This is a genomic window from Streptomyces sp. MA5143a, assembly GCF_900290235.1.
Taxonomy (GTDB): domain Bacteria; phylum Actinomycetota; class Actinomycetes; order Streptomycetales; family Streptomycetaceae; genus Streptomyces.
This window is the reverse complement of record NZ_OLMK01000094.1, coordinates 1-16,436: the sequence shown is the minus strand read 5'-3', so window position 1 is coordinate 16,436 and position 16,436 is coordinate 1. Positions and strand designations below refer to the sequence as shown.

Below are 16,436 nucleotides of genomic sequence, written 5' to 3'. Positions count from 1 at the left end.
CAATGACCCACCAGTGGCGCGGAATCATCGAGGAGTACCGGGACCGGCTGCCCGTCTCCGACAGCACGCCGGTCGTGACGCTCCGCGAGGGCGGCACGCCCCTCGTCCCCGCGCAGGTGCTCTCCGAGCGCACGGGCTGCGAGGTCCACCTCAAGGTGGAGGGAGCCAACCCCACCGGGTCCTTCAAGGACCGCGGTATGACGATGGCCATCACCCGGGCGAAGGAGGAGGGCGCGAAGGCCGTCATCTGTGCCTCCACGGGCAACACGTCGGCCTCCGCGGCCGCCTACGCCGTCCGCGCGGGCATGGTCTCCGCCGTGCTGGTGCCCCAGGGCAAGATCGCGCTCGGCAAGATGGGCCAGGCCCTGGTGCACGGCGCGAAGATCCTCCAGGTCGACGGCAACTTCGACGACTGCCTCACCCTCGCGCGTGAACTGAGCGACAACTACCCCGTGGCGCTGGTGAATTCCGTCAACCCGGTGCGTATCGAGGGGCAGAAGACCGCCGCCTTCGAGATCGTGGACATGCTCGGCGACGCCCCCGACATCCATGTCCTGCCGGTGGGCAACGCGGGCAACATCACGGCCTACTGGAAGGGCTACAAGGAGTACGCCGCCGACGGCATCGCCGCGCGGACGCCCCGCATGTGGGGCTTCCAGGCGTCCGGCTCCGCGCCGATCGTGCGCGGCGAGGTCGTCAAGGACCCCTCGACCATCGCCACCGCGATCCGCATCGGCAACCCCGCGTCCTGGCAGTACGCGCTCGCCGCGCGGGACGAGTCCGGCGGTGCCATCGACGAGGTGACGGACCGTGAGATCCTGCGCGCCTACCGGCTGTTGGCCGCGCAGGAGGGTGTCTTCGTGGAGCCCGCCTCCGCCGCGTCCGTGGCCGGTCTGCTCAAGGCCGCCGAGAACGGCAAGGTCGACCCGGGCCAGACCATCGTCTGCACGGTCACCGGCAACGGCCTGAAGGACCCCGACTGGGCCGTCGCGGGCGCCCCGCAGCCCGTCACCGTCCCCGTCGACGCGGCGACGGCGGCCGAGCGCCTCGGTCTCGCCTAGGGCCGTGACCGGCAAGGTTCACCGGCTCGCGCAAACCCTTTCGGTCACGGCACCAGCCGTCCGGGCAACGGCGCGAAACGGCCAGTGAGTCGCGCGTAGACGCCGTTTCCCGGGGGATAACCCTGACAGGACCCGACAGGGGGTGCACAGGGGGCTTACGACACGCATCGTGCGCCTCCTGTGCGCCCTATGTCGCCACAGAACCCACCTTCGATAGGCTGTACCGAACCCGCCCGCTGCATATGCCCCGCAAGGGTGCGGCGCCGCGCCGTCCGCCGACGGCCGCCGGGTTCCCGCGTACGTCATCGAATGTCATTCGACAATCGTCAATCACGCAGCTCAAGGAGAGTCATCGAGCGATGGCCGGTCCAGCGTTCCGCGCCGCCGCCGTACGGGTGCGCGTCCCCGCCACCAGCGCCAACCTCGGCCCGGGCTTCGACGCCCTCGGTCTGTCGCTGGGGCTCTACGACGACGTGGTCGTCCGGGTGGCCGACTCCGGCCTGCACGTCGACATCGCCGGGGAGGGCAGCGAGACCCTCCCGCGCGACGAGCGGCATCTGCTCGTCCGCTCCCTGCGCACCGCCTTCGACCTGCTGGGCGGCCAGCCGCGGGGCCTGGAGATCGTCTGCGCCAACCGCATTCCGCACGGCCGCGGCCTCGGCTCCTCCTCCGCCGCCATCTGCGCCGGCATCGTCGCCGCCCGCGCCGTGACCATAGGCGGGGAGAACCGGCTCGACGACGCCGCCCTGCTCGAACTCGCCACCGAGATCGAGGGACACCCCGACAACGTCGCGGCCTGCCTCCTCGGCGGCTTCACGCTCTCCTGGATGGAGGGCGGCTCCGCGCGAGCCATCAGGATGGATCCCGCCGATTCCATCGTTCCGGTGGTTTTCGTCCCCGGAAAGCCGGTGCTCACCGAGACGGCGCGCGGACTGCTCCCGCGCACCGTCCCGCACGTCGACGCCGCCACCAACGCCGGCCGCGCCGCCCTGCTCGTGGAGGCCCTGACCAGGCGTCCCGAGCTGCTGCTGCCCGCCACCGAGGACCGGCTGCACCAGGAGTACCGGGCGCCCGCCATGCCGGAGAGCGCGGCCCTGGTCGAGCGACTTCGGGCCGACGGCGTCCCGGCGGTCATCTCCGGTGCCGGACCCACGGTCCTGGCCCTGGCCGACGAGGCCAGCGCCGACAAGGTGGCCCACCTCGCGGGCGCGGAATGGGCCGCCAACCGGCTGGATCTCGACGCCCGAGGGGCGTGCGTCCTGCCGCTCACCACCACCGTCGCCGATAGCGGCGCCGACACCGGCGACGCATAGGGGCGTACGGTTGCCGGATTTCGAGAGGGGGAATGTTTGTTGGATCCGGTAGTGTTAACCTCAAGTCTGCACCTGCCCCAGCCATGGCATGGTGCTTATCGTCCCCGTCCGGGACAACCATTCTTCCGGGAGTCTCCCAAGCCGCACTGTGCTTCGTACGTCAAGCTGTACGCCGTACGCAGGCACTGAGCGGTCTGCCGAGCAGGCTCCGGAACCGGCGTGACCGAGCCGCGTGACACAGACACCGAGTGCCACGGCCCCGTAAGCGCCGAATCACCAGCAAATTTTCCTCCGCCGCTTTGGCGGACCACCGCCCCGGCACGGTCCACCCGAACAGGGCCGAAGCCGGACAGCACAACCGGTCGCCGAGCCAGAAGGCCGACGTCCGCTCCAGGGAAGGACCCTTCGTGAGCGACACCACCGATCTGATGGGCGCACGTGTCGAGGAGACCGCTGCCGCGCCCGCCACGGACGCCGCGCCTGCCAGCGGTGCCGGCTCCAGGCGGCGCCGCGGCACCGGCCTCGAGGGCATGGTGCTGGCCGAGCTGCAGCAGGTCGCATCCGGCCTCGGCATCAGGGGCACCGCGCGGATGCGCAAGAGCCAGCTGATCGAGGTCATCAAGGAGGCGCAGGCCGGAGGGGGTGCCGCGGCTCCCAAGGCCGAGGCCGCCACCGAGACCAAGCCCAAGCGCCGGACCACCTCGAAGGCACGCACGGGCGAGGACGCCGCCCCGGCCGAGAAGGCCGCCAAGAAGGCCGAGGCGCCCGCCGAGAAGGTCGACAAGACCGAGAAGGCCGTCGCCCAGCAGCAGATCGAGATCCCCGGCCAGCCGGCCGGCGGGGACGAGGCGCCCACCGAGCGCCGCCGTCGCCGGGCCACCGCCGACGCGGGCAGCCCCGAGACGGTCACCGCCGAGGCGAAGGCCGAGCCCAAGGCCGAGACGCCGGCCCAGCCGCAGGCCGAGGCCAAGGGCGACGCCGCCGACGCCGACGGTCGCCAGGGCCGCCGTGACCGGCGTGAGCGTGGCCGCGACCGTGACCGCGGCGACCGCCGGGGCAAGGGCGACGAGCAGCAGGGCGGCGGCGGTCAGCAGCAGCGCGACCGCGGCCAGCAGCAGGGCCAGCAGCAGAGCGGCGGCCGCCAGGACCGCCAGCGCGACAACGGTCCTCAGGACGACGACGACTTCGAGGGCGGCCGCCGTGGCCGTCGCGGCCGCTACCGCGACCGCCGTGGCCGTCGTGGCCGTGACGACATGGGCGCGGCCGAGCCGCAGCTCGCCGAGGACGACGTCCTGATCCCCGTCGCGGGCATCCTGGACATCCTCGACAACTACGCGTTCATCCGCACCTCCGGCTACCTGCCGGGCCCGAACGACGTGTACGTCTCCCTCGCGCAGGTCCGCAAGAACGGCCTGCGCAAGGGCGACCACATCACCGGTGCGGTCCGTCAGCCCAAGGAGGGCGAGCGCCGTGAGAAGTTCAACGCGCTGGTCCGCCTGGACTCCGTCAACGGCATGGCGCCCGAACACGGCCGCGGCCGCCCGGAGTTCAACAAGCTGACCCCGCTGTACCCGCAGGACCGCCTCCGTCTGGAGACGGACCCGGGCGTGCTCACCACCCGCATCATCGACCTCGTGTCGCCGATCGGTAAGGGCCAGCGCGGTCTGATCGTGGCCCCGCCGAAGACCGGCAAGACCATGATCATGCAGGCGATCGCCAACGCGATCACGCACAACAACCCCGAGTGCCACCTGATGGTCGTCCTCGTCGACGAGCGTCCGGAAGAGGTCACCGACATGCAGCGGTCGGTCAAGGGCGAGGTCATCTCCTCGACCTTCGACCGTCCGGCCGAGGACCACACCACCGTCGCCGAGCTCGCCATCGAGCGCGCCAAGCGCCTGGTGGAGCTGGGTCACGACGTCGTCGTGCTGCTCGACTCGATCACGCGTCTGGGCCGTGCGTACAACCTGGCCGCGCCGGCCTCCGGCCGCATCCTGTCCGGTGGTGTCGACTCGACCGCCCTGTACCCGCCGAAGCGCTTCTTCGGTGCGGCCCGCAACATCGAGGACGGCGGCTCGCTGACCATCCTCGCCACCGCGCTGGTGGACACCGGGTCCCGCATGGACGAGGTGATCTTCGAGGAGTTCAAGGGCACCGGCAACATGGAGCTCAAGCTCGACCGGAAGCTCGCCGACAAGCGCATCTTCCCCGCGGTGGACGTGGACGCGTCCGGTACCCGCAAGGAAGAGATCCTGCTCGGCAACGAGGAGCTCGCGGTCGTCTGGAAGCTGCGCCGGGTGCTGCACGCACTGGACCAGCAGCAGGCCATCGAGCTGCTGCTGGACAAGATGAAGCAGACGAAGTCGAACATCGAGTTCCTGATGCAGATTCAGAAGACGACGCCGACGCCGGGCAACGGCGACTAGCCCGACCAGTAGTTCACGACTGCTCCACGACAGAGCAGAACCGGGGCCACCCTCCTTCGTGAGGGTGGCCCCGGTCTTTGTATGGGACACGTGTACGATCACGGTTCTTCTGTCTTGTTTTGATTCTTGAGTTCTCAGGGGGGACTTGAGTGGCCATACCTATGTCCGGAGCTGTCGCCACCGCGATAGCCGGGGCGCTGCTCCTGTCATCGGCCGGTGCGGCCAACGCAGTCGGCTCGTCGGGGAGCGACGAGCTGGACGTGCGGATCGCCCACGCGATGGCGGCGGACGACACCGTCGGTGAGACGGCGGCGAAGCCGTCGACGTCGACGAACGAGTCGTCTTCGAGCACCGACGCGGACGGCCTGAAGCCGGACGCCAAGATCATCGGTGGTTCCGAGACCACCATCGGCACGGCGCCCTGGATGGCGCAGCTCTGGTACTACGACAAGACCGCGGACTTCGGCTTCTTCTGCGGCGGCTCGGTCGTCTCGCCGACGAAGATCCTCACCGCGGCCCACTGCGTCGACAAGAGCCAGTACGACTGGGCCAAGTGGGGTTCCGTCGTCACCGGCACCGACCAGCTGCCCACGGCCGTCTACGACAGCGACGGCAAGCTGGTGGGGATGGACTACCACGGTGGCGAGGCCACGAAGGTGTCCCGCCAGTGGAACCACTCCTCGTACAACGAGGACACGATCAACAACGACGTCGCCGTCCTCACGCTGGCCAAGCCGGTCACCGCCACGCCGATCAGGATGACGACGTCGACCGACACGTCCTCGTACGCGGCGGGCACCAGCGCGAAGGTCTACGGCTGGGGCCGTACCAGCTCCGCCAGCGACGACATCTCGGAGAAGCTGAAGACGGCCACGCTGCCCGTCGTCAGCGACACGACCTGCGGGAACACCTGGGGCAGCTACTTCGTCAAGGGCAACATGTTCTGCGCGGGCAAGCCCGCCGGCGGCTCCGACGCCACCACCACCGCCAGCTGCAACGGCGACTCCGGCGGCCCGCTCGTCGTGGGCGGCAAGGTCATCGGCGTCGTCTCGTGGGGCGTCGTGAACTGCGTGAAGAAGGGCGCGTACCCGGTCTTCGCGAAGGTCAGCAAGTACGTCGGCGCCGCCTACCCGCGCGTCGACGACACCGACATCAGCCGGGACGGCAAGGCCGACGTCTTCCTGCGCAACACGGAGACCGGCTCGGGCTATGTCCGCGCCTCCACGGGCTCCGCGCTCGCCGACCGCAAGGCGCTGACCGCCGAGGGCAGCTGGCAGGGCTACAACCTCGTCCAGCAGACCGACCTGAACCGGGACGGCTACCAGGACTACGTCCTGCGCCGTGCCTCCGACGGTGATGTCTTCTGGCGCCGGCGCACGGCGTCGTCCAGCACCTGGACGACCACGCAGATCTTCGACAACTGGGCGACCCGCACCCGGATCGTCACCCCCGGCGACGTCACCGGCGACGCCCTGCCCGACCTGCTCTCGGTCGACTCGGCGGGCGCCCTGTGGATCTACCCGGGCAAGGGCAACGGCACCTTCGGGACCCGCGTCCAGGTGAGCACGGGCTGGAACTCGTACAACGCGGTGCTCGGTCACGGCGACTTCACCGGTGACGGCAAGGCCGACCTGATCGCGCGCACCAAGACCGGCTCGAACATCTACCTGTTCAAGGGCACCGGCAAGGCCGGCACGGGCGCCTTCGCCACCAAGATCAAGGTCCGCTCCGACTGGAGCTCGTACAACACGCTCATCACTCCCGGTGACGTGAGCGGCGACGGCCGCGCGGACCTGCTGGCCCGCACCAGCGGCGGCACGCTGTACCTCTACAAGGGCACCTCGAAGGCCACGAGCGAGATCTTCAGCACACGGGTCTCCGTCGGAACCAGCTACGCCCAGTACGACCTGCTCGGCTGAAACACCAGGTGAGCCCGGTCCCACCGGGCTCATCCGGCACACCCGGTGCCCATCGCTCTTTGCGCGATGGGCACCGTTCGTTGTGCAACCCTTTCCCGAATTACTCCGTCTGACCGATCGGAGTGACCATGAGCGGTACGGCCACATCCGACCCAAGCAGGCCTGGGCCTGAACGCAGGGGGTAACCGACCGGGAAAGAGGACGAGGAGCGCATGTCCGCCGAGAGCACACTGGATCCCGCCACGCAGGACGCGTCCGGCACCGCCGGCCGTCACCGCGCGCCCAAGGGCCGCCGCCGCAAACCCCGCGAGGGGCACAGCAGAGCGGCGCTCGCCGTCGTCTGGACCGCCGCGGGTGTCCTGGTGCTGGGCGGCACCGGAGTCGGCTACCTGTACTTCAAGCTCAACGGCAACCTCAAGAGCGTCGACATCAACCAGGCCCTCGGCACCGACCGGCCCCTCGACGTCGACAACGGCTCGCAGGACATCCTCGTCCTCGGCTCCGACACCCGCGCCGGCAGCAACAAGAAGCTGGGCGGCGGCGTCGACGACGGCAGCGCCCGCTCCGACACCGCGATGATCGTGCACGTCTACGAGGGCCACAAGAAGGCCAGCGTGGTCTCCATACCCAGGGACACCCTGGTGGAGCGGCCCGAGTGCACCGACACCCACGGCAAGACGTACCCGGCGGCGCGACTGGCGATGTTCAACTCGGCGTACTCCACCGGTGGCGCCGCGTGCGCGGTGAAGACCGTCGAGTCCATGACCGGCATCCGCATGGACCACTACCTCGAGGTCGACTTCGCGGGCTTCGAGAAGCTCATCAACGTCCTCGGCGGGGTCGACATCACCACGACCAAGGACATCAAGGACCCCGACAGCCATCTGAACCTCAAGGCCGGAGAGCACACCCTCACCGGCAAGCAGGCCCTCGGACTGGTCCGCACCCGGCACGGCGTCGGCGACGGCTCCGACCTCGGCCGCATCCAGCTCCAGCAGGCGTTCATCAAGGCGCTCCTGAAGCAGGTCAAGGAGGTCGGCATCTTCAGCAACCCGAAGAAGCTCTACGACCTCGCCGACACCGCCACGGACGCCGTCACCACCGACTCCGACCTCGACGACGTCAAGGACCTGGCCTCCTTCGCGGGCGGCCTCAAGGGCATCAGCGCCAAGAACATGACCATGGTCACCATGCCGGTCCAGTACGACCCCGCCGACCCCAACCGCGTCCTCGTCGACGAGGACAAGTCGAAGCGGGTGTGGGCCGCCCTCAAGGCCGACAAGCCCATCCCGAAGTCGGCGACGAAGGGCACGGCGACGGGAACGGCCGGGGACGTCGTCAGCGCCGGGAACTGAAGGGCGCGGGGAACGGCGCGACCAGCCACGACGGCGCCGCAGCCGCCCACGGTGCTCCCGAGGCACCCCCGGGGGCGCTCCCGGGAATACATGTCCGCACCCCCTGGTTTTGGGAGATGCGGCCAGTCCTGGCAGACTGGTACGTCGGCTCCGGTTCACGCTCTCGCATCCCGCGGCAGCGACCCGGCGCCCTCCCGAAACTAGGAGACACCTTGAAGCGCGACATCCACCCCCAGTACGTCGAGACGCAGGTCAGCTGCACCTGTGGCGCGTCGTTCACCACCCGTAGCACGATCGAGAGCGGCACCATCCGTGCCGAGGTCTGCTCCGAGTGCCACCCGTTCTACACGGGCAAGCAGAAGATCCTCGACACCGGTGGCCGCGTGGCCCGCTTCGAGGCCCGCTTCGGCAAGGCTGCCGCTGCCAAGAAGTAGCGAGCCCACAGCGCCGGTCCTCGGTGCCCCCGTCGGGGGCTTCCGGGACCGGCGTTTTGCGGTGCAGCCCACTTATCACGTCGTACAGGGAGCCGGAGATGTTCGAGGCGGTCCAGGAACTGGTCGGGGAACACGCCGATCTGGAGAAGAAGCTCGCCGACCCGTCGGTCCACGCCGACCAGGCCAACGCGCGCAAGCTGAACAAGCGGTACGCGGAGCTGACCCCGATCGTCGGCACGTACCGCTCCTGGAGGCAGACCGGTGACGACATCGAGACGGCCCGCGAACTCGCCGCGGACGACCCGGACTTCGCCGCCGAGGTCAAGGAGCTGGAGAAGCAGCGCGAGGAGCTGACGGAGAAGCTGCGTCTCCTGCTCGTCCCGCGCGACCCCAGCGACGACAAGGACGTCATCCTGGAGATCAAGGCCGGCGCGGGCGGCGACGAGTCCGCCCTGTTCGCCGGTGACCTCCTGCGCATGTACCTGCGGTACGCCGAGCGCGTCGGCTGGAAGACCGAGATCATCGACGCCACCGAGTCCGAGCTGGGCGGCTACAAGGACGTCCAGGTCGCCGTGAAGACCAAGGGCGGCCAGGGTGCCACCGAGCCCGGCCAGGGCGTCTGGGCCCGGCTGAAGTACGAGGGCGGAGTGCACCGCGTCCAGCGCGTCCCCGCCACCGAGTCCCAGGGCCGCATCCACACCTCCGCCGCCGGTGTCCTCGTGACCCCGGAGGCCGAGGAGATCGACGTCGAGATCAACCCCAACGACCTCCGCATCGACGTCTACCGGTCCTCCGGGCCCGGCGGGCAGTCCGTCAACACCACCGACTCCGCCGTGCGCATCACGCACATTCCCACCGGAGTCGTCGCCTCCTGCCAGAACGAGAAGAGCCAGCTGCAGAACAAGGAGCAGGCGATGCGTATCCTGCGCTCCAGGCTGCTCGCCGCGGCGCAGGAGGAGGCGGAGAAGGAGGCCGCCGACGCCCGCCGCAGCCAGGTCCGTACCGTCGACCGCTCCGAGAAGATCCGTACGTACAACTTCCCGGAGAACCGCATCTCGGACCACCGTGTCGGCTTCAAGGCGTACAACCTGGACCAGGTCCTGGACGGCGACCTCGACGCGGTGATCCAGGCATGCGTCGACGCGGACTCGGCAGCGAAGCTGGCAGCCGCGTAGGCCCGTACGAGTACGACGAGCACGACCGGAGGACTTGCGTGCAGCATCATCCTGGGGGGCGGCCCCCCAACCCCCGCGGCGTGCTGCTCGCGGAAGTGGCCCAGGCCACCCAGCGTCTGGCCGACGCCGGCGTGCCCTCGCCGCGCAACGACGCGGAGGAGCTCGCCGCGTTCGTGCACGGCGTGAAGCGGGGCGAGCTGCACTCCGTCAAGGACTCCGACTTCGACGCCCGGTACTGGGAGGTCATCGCCCGGCGCGAGCAGCGTGAGCCGCTCCAGCACATCACCGGACGCGCCTACTTCCGCTACCTCGAACTGCAGGTGGGGCCAGGGGTGTTCGTGCCCCGCCCGGAGACCGAGTCCGTCGTCGGGTGGGCCATAGACGCCGTCCGCGCGATGGACGTCGTCGAGCCCTGCATCGTCGACCTGTGCACCGGCTCCGGCGCCATCGCGCTCGCCCTCGCCCAGGAGGTGCCGCGCTCCCGCGTGCACGCCGTGGAGCTGTCCGAGGACGCCCTCGTGTGGACCCGCAAGAACGTGGCGGGCTCCCGGGTCGACCTGCGCCAGGGCAACGCCCTCGACGCCTTCCGCGACCTCGACGGCCAGGTCGACCTGGTCATCTCCAACCCGCCGTACATCCCGCTCACGGAGTGGGAGTACGTGGCACCGGAGGCCCGCGACTACGATCCCGAACTCGCCCTGTTCTCAGGGGAGGACGGCCTGGATCTGATCCGCGGCCTCGAACGCACCGCGCACCGGCTGCTGCGCCCCGGCGGTGTCGTCGTCGTCGAGCACGCCGACACCCAGGGCGGCCAGGTGCCCTGGATCTTCACCGAGGAACGGGGCTGGGCCGACGCGGCCGACCACCCGGACCTCAACAACCGGCCGCGGTTCGCGACCGCACGCAAGGCGCTGCCCTGATGAGCACGCCCCCCACCACCCCCCAGCAGTACGTGTACGAGGAGGCCCGCTAGATGGCACGGCGATACGACACCAACGACGCGACCGACCGCGCCACCGGTCTGCGCGAGGCCGCGTCCGCCGTCCGCCGGGGCGAGCTCGTGGTGCTGCCCACGGACACCGTCTACGGCATCGGCGCCGACGCCTTCACCTCGGAGGCCGTCGCCGACCTGCTGGAGGCCAAGGGCCGGGGCCGCAACATGCCCACCCCCGTCCTCATCGGCTCCCCGAACACCCTGCACGGCCTCGTCACCGACTTCTCCGAAATGGCCTGGGAGCTCGTCGACGCCTTCTGGCCGGGCGCGCTCACCCTCGTCGCCAAGCACCAGCCGTCGCTCCAGTGGGACCTCGGCGACACCCGCGGCACGGTCGCCGTCCGGATGCCGCTGCACCCCGTCGCCATCGAGCTGCTCACCGAGGTCGGCCCCATGGCCGTCTCCTCGGCCAACCTGACCGGCCACCCGGCGCCGGAGAACTGCGACGCCGCCGAGGCGATGCTGGGCGACTCCGTCTCCGTCTACCTCGACGGCGGCCCCACCCCCGGGAACGTGCCGTCGTCCATCGTCGACGTCACGGGCAAGGTGCCGGTGCTGCTGCGTGCGGGCGCCCTGTCGGCGGAGGAGCTGCGCAAGGTCGTACCCGACCTCGAGGTGGCGAATTGACGGCCCCTGACGCGGGGCGTGGCATATGGGACGGGGAAGAGACACGGACCTTCACGGGTCTGCCGCGTGACACCTTCCGCATCCTCCACGTCAGCACCGGCAACGTGTGCCGCTCGCCGATCACCGAGCGGCTGACCCGCCATGCCCTGGCGGACCGGCTCGGGGACCCGCTGGGCGGCGGACTGATCGTCGAGAGCGCCGGGACCTGGGGACACGAGGGCGCGCCCATGGAGGCCAACGCGGAGGCCGTCCTCGCCGACTTCGGCGCGGACGCCTCCGGCTTCACCGGGCGGGAACTGCTGGACGAGCACGTGATCATGGCCGACCTCGTGCTGACCGCCACCCGCGACCACCGGGCCCAGGTCATCTCGATGGGCCATTCGGCGGGCCTGCGCACCTTCACCCTGAAGGAGTTCACCCGCCTCGTCCGGGCGATAGACCCGGCCACCCTGCCGCCGCTGGAGGAGGGCATGGTCGTCCGGGCGCGAGCGCTGGTGCGTGCCGCCGCCGCTCTACGCGGGTGGCTCCTCGCCCCCACGGCCGACGCGGACGAGGTCCATGACCCGTACGGCGCCCCCCTGCCGTTCTTCCGTTCGGTGGGCGACGAGATACACCAGGCGCTGGATCCGGTGGTGACCGCGCTGACGGGGGTGCCCGCCCGGGCGTAAGCGGGGGACGACACCGGGCGTCCCCGGACACACGGGCCTACATTGGTCGTACGTCACCGTCGACGCCCGGAGCCCACCATGTCGGTCACCCCTGTCCTAGAGGCCGATGTCCTGCGACGGCAGGACCCCGAACTGGCCGACATCCTCCTCGGCGAGCTCGATCGGCAGGCGACGACGCTCCAGCTCGTCGCCGCCGAGAACTTCACCTCGCCCGCGGTGCTCGCGGCCCTCGGGTCGCCGCTGGCCAACAAGTACGCGGAGGGCTATCCGGGCACCCGCTACCACGGCGGCTGCGAGATGGTCGACGTCGCCGAGCGGCTCGCCGTGGAGCGGGCCAAGGCGCTGTTCGGCGCCGAACACGCCAACGTCCAGGCCCACTCGGGCTCCTCGGCCGTCCTGGCCGCCTACGCGGCCCTGCTGCGCCCCGGTGACACCGTGCTGGCGATGGGCCTGCACTTCGGCGGCCACCTCACCCACGGGTCGCCGGCGAACTTCTCCGGCCGCTGGTTCGACTTCGTCGGCTACGGCGTCGAGGCCGAGTCGGGCCTCATCGACCGCGAACAGGTGCGCACCCTCGCCCGTACGCGCCGTCCCAAGGCCATCGTGTGCGGCTCCATCTCCTACCCCCGTCATCTCGACTACGCGTTCTTCCGGGAGGTCGCCGACGAGGTCGGGGCCTTCCTGATCGCCGACGCCGCGCACCCCATCGGGCTGGTGGCCGGGGGAGCGGCGCCCAATCCGGTGCCGTACGCGGACATCGTCTGCGCCACCACGCACAAGGTGCTGCGGGGGCCGCGCGGCGGGATGCTGCTGTGCGGGAGCGAGCTGGCCGAGCGAGTGGACCGGGCGGTGTTCCCCTTCACCCAGGGCGGGGCGCAGATGCACTCCGTCGCCGCGAAGGCCGTCGCGTTCGGGGAGGCGGCAACTCCGGCGTTCACCGGGTACGCCCATCAGGTGGTCGCCAACGCCCGCGTCCTGGCCGAGGGCCTCGCCCGCGAGGGGCTCGTCGTGGTGACCGGCGGCACGGACACCCATCTCCTCGCCGTCGATCCCGCGCCGCTCGGGGTCGACGGCCGCACCGCCCGCGGCCGGCTCGCGGCGGCCGGGATCGTGCTGGACTGCTGTGCGCTGCCGCACGGCGACGCCCGTGGCCTGCGGCTCGGCACGGCCGCGCTGACCACGCAGGGCATGGGCGAGGCCGAGATGACGCACCTCGCCGGGCTCTTCGCACGGGCGCTCAGGGACGGCGGCGAGGGCAAGCGGACGCGTGAAGAAGTACGGGACCTGGCCGGAAGATTTCCGCCGTATCCGCGCTGAGGTGGGGTAGACGCACCCCTGCACACAGCATCACGTGCAACCATCGTCGCTACCCGGAAGTCCCCAACCATATGCATGCATCGCTAGGGTGTGGGGCTGAGATGGCCAGCGAGACCTGTGGGGAAGCCCGTGCGTGAATACCTCCTGACGCTCTGCATCACGGCCGCGGTGACGTACCTGCTGACAGGGCCGGTGCGGAAGTTCGCGATCGTGGCCGGAGCCATGCCGGAGATCCGTGCGCGCGACGTCCACCGTGAGCCGACGCCCCGCCTCGGCGGCATCGCGATGTTCTTCGGGCTGTGCGCCGGTCTGCTGGTCGCCGACCACCTGACCAACCTCAGCGAGGTCTTCGCGGACTCCAACGAACCGCGCGCGCTGCTGTCCGGGGCCGCGCTGATCTGGCTGATCGGCGTGCTGGACGACAAGTTCGAGATCGACGCGCTGATCAAGCTCGGCGGGCAGATGATCGCCGCGGGCGTGATGGTCATGCAGGGTCTGACGATCCTGTGGCTGCCCGTGCCGGGCGTCGGGATCGTCGCGCTGACCCAGTGGCAGGGCACCCTGCTGACGGTCGCCCTGGTCGTCATCACGATCAACGCGGTGAACTTCGTCGACGGGCTCGACGGTCTCGCGGCCGGCATGGTGTGCATCGCCTCGGCGGCGTTCTTCATGTACGCCTACCGCCTCTGGTACAGCTACGGCATCGAGGCCGCGGCCCCCGCCACCCTCTTCGCGGCCGTCCTGATGGGCATGTGCCTGGGCTTCCTGCCGCACAACATGCATCCGGCGCGGATCTTCATGGGCGACTCCGGGTCGATGCTGATCGGTCTGGTGCTGGCCGCGGGCGCGATCTCCATCACCGGGCAGGTCGATCCCGATGTGCTGGAGCTGTTCTCCCGCTCCGAGCGCGACACCGTGTACCAGTTGGTGCCGGTCTACATCCCGCTGCTGATGCCGCTGACCATCATCGCGATCCCGGCGGCCGACCTGATCCTCGCGATCGTGCGCCGCACCTGGCGCGGTCAGTCGCCGTTCGCCGCCGACCGGGGCCATCTGCACCACCGGCTGCTGGAGATCGGCCACTCCCACAGCCGGGCCGTGCTGATCATGTACTTCTGGTCCGCGGTCATCGCCTTCGGCGCCCTCGCCTACACCGTGAACGCGGCGTCCATGTGGATCGTCCTGGGCATCGCCGCCCTCAGCGGCGTCGGCCTCTTCCTGCTGCTGCTGCCCCGCTTCACGCCCCGCGCGCCCCGCTGGGCCGAGTCCTTCGTCCCGCCCCGCTACCGCCGCCGTCGCGCCGCCGCGCAGACCACCGCGGAACCCGCCGCGACGGTCACGGACTGGACGCCGTCCCTCAACGGGGCGACGGCGATCGGCAGCCGGACCAAGGACGAGGAGCCGAGCCCGGCGGGCGCGCGACGCTGACGCCCTGAGTCCTCCGACGGCCGGAGGGCCCCGAACGACGTCCTGCTCGGGGCCCTCCGGCCGTCCGTCGTGCGGGGGGCGGTGGTCCGCACGCCGCTGACGCCAAGGTAAGAATCTGACTAAGCCTTTGCCGATGGCATGCAAGAAGCTGGGAGGGCAAACCGTCCTTATACCAGACAAGTCGGCGCTGATTTTGCACAGACGGGCGGGTTCACTCTCATGTGTGACGTCGTGCACACCATTCAGGTAAAGACCTCATCAAATAGTTTGTGATACGGTTCACGAGAACCCCGGATGGAGCCGAAGGACCGCAGTGCGACGGTCCAGCGGCGTGAGAATTCCGCTCGCCCCCGGGGTCTACGCTCGTCCATGACGACACCTGCCCCCTTAGTAAGCGGAGTTGCCGCCATGCCGTCCAATGACGCCCGGATCCTCCTTCAGGCCGCCGTGCCCACGGCTGCCGCCGGCGCGATCGCCGCAGTCATCAGCGGTGCGGTCGTCGGGGGCAAGGGGGCGGTCGGCGCCATTGTCGCCGCGGTGATCACGATCCTCTTCATGGGAATCGGGCTCTACGTTCTGCAGCGCACTGCCAAATCGCTTCCTCATCTGTTCCAGGCGATGGGCCTGATGCTCTACGCGGCACAAATTCTGCTGCTGTTCATCTTCCTGGCAGCGTTCAAGAACACCACGCTCTTCCACCCTCGCGCCTTCGCGTTCACGCTCGTCGCCACCACCCTCGTGTGGATCGGCGCACAGACGCGCGCCCACATGAAGGCCAAGGTCCTCTACGTCGAACCCGATTCCTCCACGGGCAACAAGCCCGAAAAATCGGGGCACTCGTCGTGAGGGGTAGGGGCGGGATAAGTGACCGCAGGAGATCCTGCTATCGTCCGGTGCCAACTGCGGCATCGCGGGCGCGGGCGATCGAGCTGACGCCTGCCCTAGTGCGAGGCTCGATGCCCCACAGCCGCCCCCACATCCGTAACACCAGTCCAGTGCCGACCCGCGGCTGCGCGCCGCGCCGACACAACGAGGTTGCCGTACCCATGCGCCACGCTGAAGGAGCCCGCGGTGAGTGCTGATCCGACGCAGGTGCTCGCCTTCGAGACCGACTGCCACATTTTCGACGGCTGTGGCTTCGCCGATGTCGCTCCGGGCCTGCACTCGTTCCTCTTCGAGCCCCTCTTGGGCCACCAGGACGACGCCGTCTACTTCAACAAGACGATGCTGCTGGCGCTGCTCGGCTCGATCATCATCGTGGGCTTCTTCTGGGCCGCCTTCGCCAAGCCGAAGGTCGTCCCGGGCAAGCTCCAGATGGTGGCCGAAGCGGGTTACGACTTCGTGCGACGCGGCGTCGTCTACGAGACGCTCGGAAAGAAGGAAGGCGAGAAGTACGTTCCGCTCGTCGTCTCCCTCTTCTTCTTCGTCTGGATCATGAACGTCTGGTCGATCATCCCGATCGCCCAGTTCCCGGTCACCGCGATCATCTCGTATCCCGCCGTCCTGGCCGGGATCGTCTATGTCCTGTGGGTCTCGCTGACCTTCAAGCGGCACGGCTTCGTCGGTGCCTTCAAGAACTTCACCGGCTACGACAAGTCGCTGGGCGGAGTGCTCCCGCTGTCGATGACGATCGAGCTCTTCTCGAACCTCATCGTCCGGCCCTTCACCCACGCCGTGCGTCTGTTCGCGAACATGTTCGCCGGCCACACGCTGCTGCTG

Annotated in this window: 14 protein-coding genes; all 14 read left to right on the top strand. The window is 69.7% G+C overall.

All coding sequences use genetic code 11. The features are described 5' to 3' along the window. Positions 1 to 2: 2 nt before the first annotated feature. Positions 3 to 1,061, top strand: a complete 1,059-nt coding sequence (gene thrC, locus SMA5143A_RS33635) for a threonine synthase (RefSeq protein WP_055514857.1) — start codon at positions 3 to 5, stop codon at positions 1,059 to 1,061. 359 nt (positions 1,062 to 1,420) lie between these two features. Further along, positions 1,421 to 2,374, top strand: a complete 954-nt coding sequence (gene thrB, locus SMA5143A_RS33630; RefSeq protein WP_107466627.1) for a homoserine kinase — start codon at positions 1,421 to 1,423, stop codon at positions 2,372 to 2,374. A gap of 407 nt (positions 2,375 to 2,781) precedes the next feature. After that, positions 2,782 to 4,800: a transcription termination factor Rho gene (gene rho / locus SMA5143A_RS33625; protein WP_107466680.1), complete on the top strand. Its 2,019-nt coding sequence runs from the start codon at positions 2,782 to 2,784 to the stop codon at positions 4,798 to 4,800. A 161-nt stretch (positions 4,801 to 4,961) separates the two neighbouring features. Then, positions 4,962 to 6,719: a trypsin-like serine protease gene (locus SMA5143A_RS33620; protein WP_181362127.1), complete on the top strand. Its 1,758-nt coding sequence runs from the start codon at positions 4,962 to 4,964 to the stop codon at positions 6,717 to 6,719. A gap of 212 nt (positions 6,720 to 6,931) precedes the next feature. After that, complete coding sequence (locus SMA5143A_RS33615; RefSeq protein WP_107466626.1) at positions 6,932 to 8,074, top strand: LCP family protein; 1,143 nt, start codon at positions 6,932 to 6,934, stop codon at positions 8,072 to 8,074. Positions 8,075 to 8,286: 212 nt separating this feature from the next. Beyond that, positions 8,287 to 8,508 (top strand): 50S ribosomal protein L31, encoded by a 222-nt coding sequence (gene rpmE / locus SMA5143A_RS33610; RefSeq protein WP_055514850.1) that lies wholly within the window; start codon positions 8,287 to 8,289, stop codon positions 8,506 to 8,508. A 98-nt stretch (positions 8,509 to 8,606) separates the two neighbouring features. After that, positions 8,607 to 9,683 (top strand): peptide chain release factor 1, encoded by a 1,077-nt coding sequence (prfA, locus tag SMA5143A_RS33605; protein ID WP_099967487.1) that lies wholly within the window; start codon positions 8,607 to 8,609, stop codon positions 9,681 to 9,683. Positions 9,684 to 9,763: 80 nt separating this feature from the next. Continuing rightward, the gene (gene prmC / locus SMA5143A_RS33600) at positions 9,764 to 10,603 is read left to right on the top strand and encodes a peptide chain release factor N(5)-glutamine methyltransferase (protein ID WP_107466625.1); all 840 of its coding nucleotides are present in this window, start codon (positions 9,764 to 9,766) and stop codon (positions 10,601 to 10,603) included. 53 nt (positions 10,604 to 10,656) lie between these two features. After that, positions 10,657 to 11,304 carry an L-threonylcarbamoyladenylate synthase gene (locus tag SMA5143A_RS33595; RefSeq protein ID WP_055514844.1) on the top strand — a complete coding sequence of 216 codons (648 nt, stop codon included), beginning with the start codon at positions 10,657 to 10,659 and terminating at the stop codon, positions 11,302 to 11,304. Continuing rightward, positions 11,301 to 11,972, top strand: coding sequence for an arsenate reductase/protein-tyrosine-phosphatase family protein (locus SMA5143A_RS33590; protein WP_055514842.1), 672 nt, complete (start codon positions 11,301 to 11,303; stop codon positions 11,970 to 11,972). Before SMA5143A_RS33595 ends, SMA5143A_RS33590 begins: the two co-directional genes overlap by 4 nt. Positions 11,973 to 12,050: 78 nt before the next feature. Then, the gene (gene glyA / locus SMA5143A_RS33585) at positions 12,051 to 13,289 is read left to right on the top strand and encodes a serine hydroxymethyltransferase (protein ID WP_107466624.1); all 1,239 of its coding nucleotides are present in this window, start codon (positions 12,051 to 12,053) and stop codon (positions 13,287 to 13,289) included. 129 nt (positions 13,290 to 13,418) lie between these two features. Next, positions 13,419 to 14,717, top strand: coding sequence for an MraY family glycosyltransferase (locus SMA5143A_RS33580; RefSeq protein WP_107466623.1), 1,299 nt, complete (start codon positions 13,419 to 13,421; stop codon positions 14,715 to 14,717). Between the two features lie 408 nt (positions 14,718 to 15,125). Beyond that, positions 15,126 to 15,563: a hypothetical protein gene (locus SMA5143A_RS33575; protein ID WP_107466622.1), complete on the top strand. Its 438-nt coding sequence runs from the start codon at positions 15,126 to 15,128 to the stop codon at positions 15,561 to 15,563. Between the two features lie 225 nt (positions 15,564 to 15,788). Next, on the top strand, positions 15,789 to 16,436 hold a 648-nt coding region (locus SMA5143A_RS33570; RefSeq protein WP_107466678.1), incomplete at its 3' end, for a F0F1 ATP synthase subunit A.

What these genes read in the sequence shown, in the direction of transcription:
- thrC (WP_055514857.1), top strand. Translation starts at nt 3, where the DNA reads ATGACCCACCAGTGGCGCGGAATCATCGAGGAGTACCGGGACCGGCTG.
- thrB (WP_107466627.1), top strand. Translation starts at nt 1,421, where the DNA reads ATGGCCGGTCCAGCGTTCCGCGCCGCCGCCGTACGGGTGCGCGTCCCC.
- SMA5143A_RS33620 (WP_181362127.1), top strand. Translation starts at nt 4,962, where the DNA reads ATGTCCGGAGCTGTCGCCACCGCGATAGCCGGGGCGCTGCTCCTGTCA.
- SMA5143A_RS33615 (WP_107466626.1), top strand. Translation starts at nt 6,932, where the DNA reads ATGTCCGCCGAGAGCACACTGGATCCCGCCACGCAGGACGCGTCCGGC.
- prfA (WP_099967487.1), top strand. Translation starts at nt 8,607, where the DNA reads ATGTTCGAGGCGGTCCAGGAACTGGTCGGGGAACACGCCGATCTGGAG.
- SMA5143A_RS33595 (WP_055514844.1), top strand. Translation starts at nt 10,657, where the DNA reads ATGGCACGGCGATACGACACCAACGACGCGACCGACCGCGCCACCGGT.
- glyA (WP_107466624.1), top strand. Translation starts at nt 12,051, where the DNA reads ATGTCGGTCACCCCTGTCCTAGAGGCCGATGTCCTGCGACGGCAGGAC.
- SMA5143A_RS33575 (WP_107466622.1), top strand. Translation starts at nt 15,126, where the DNA reads ATGCCGTCCAATGACGCCCGGATCCTCCTTCAGGCCGCCGTGCCCACG.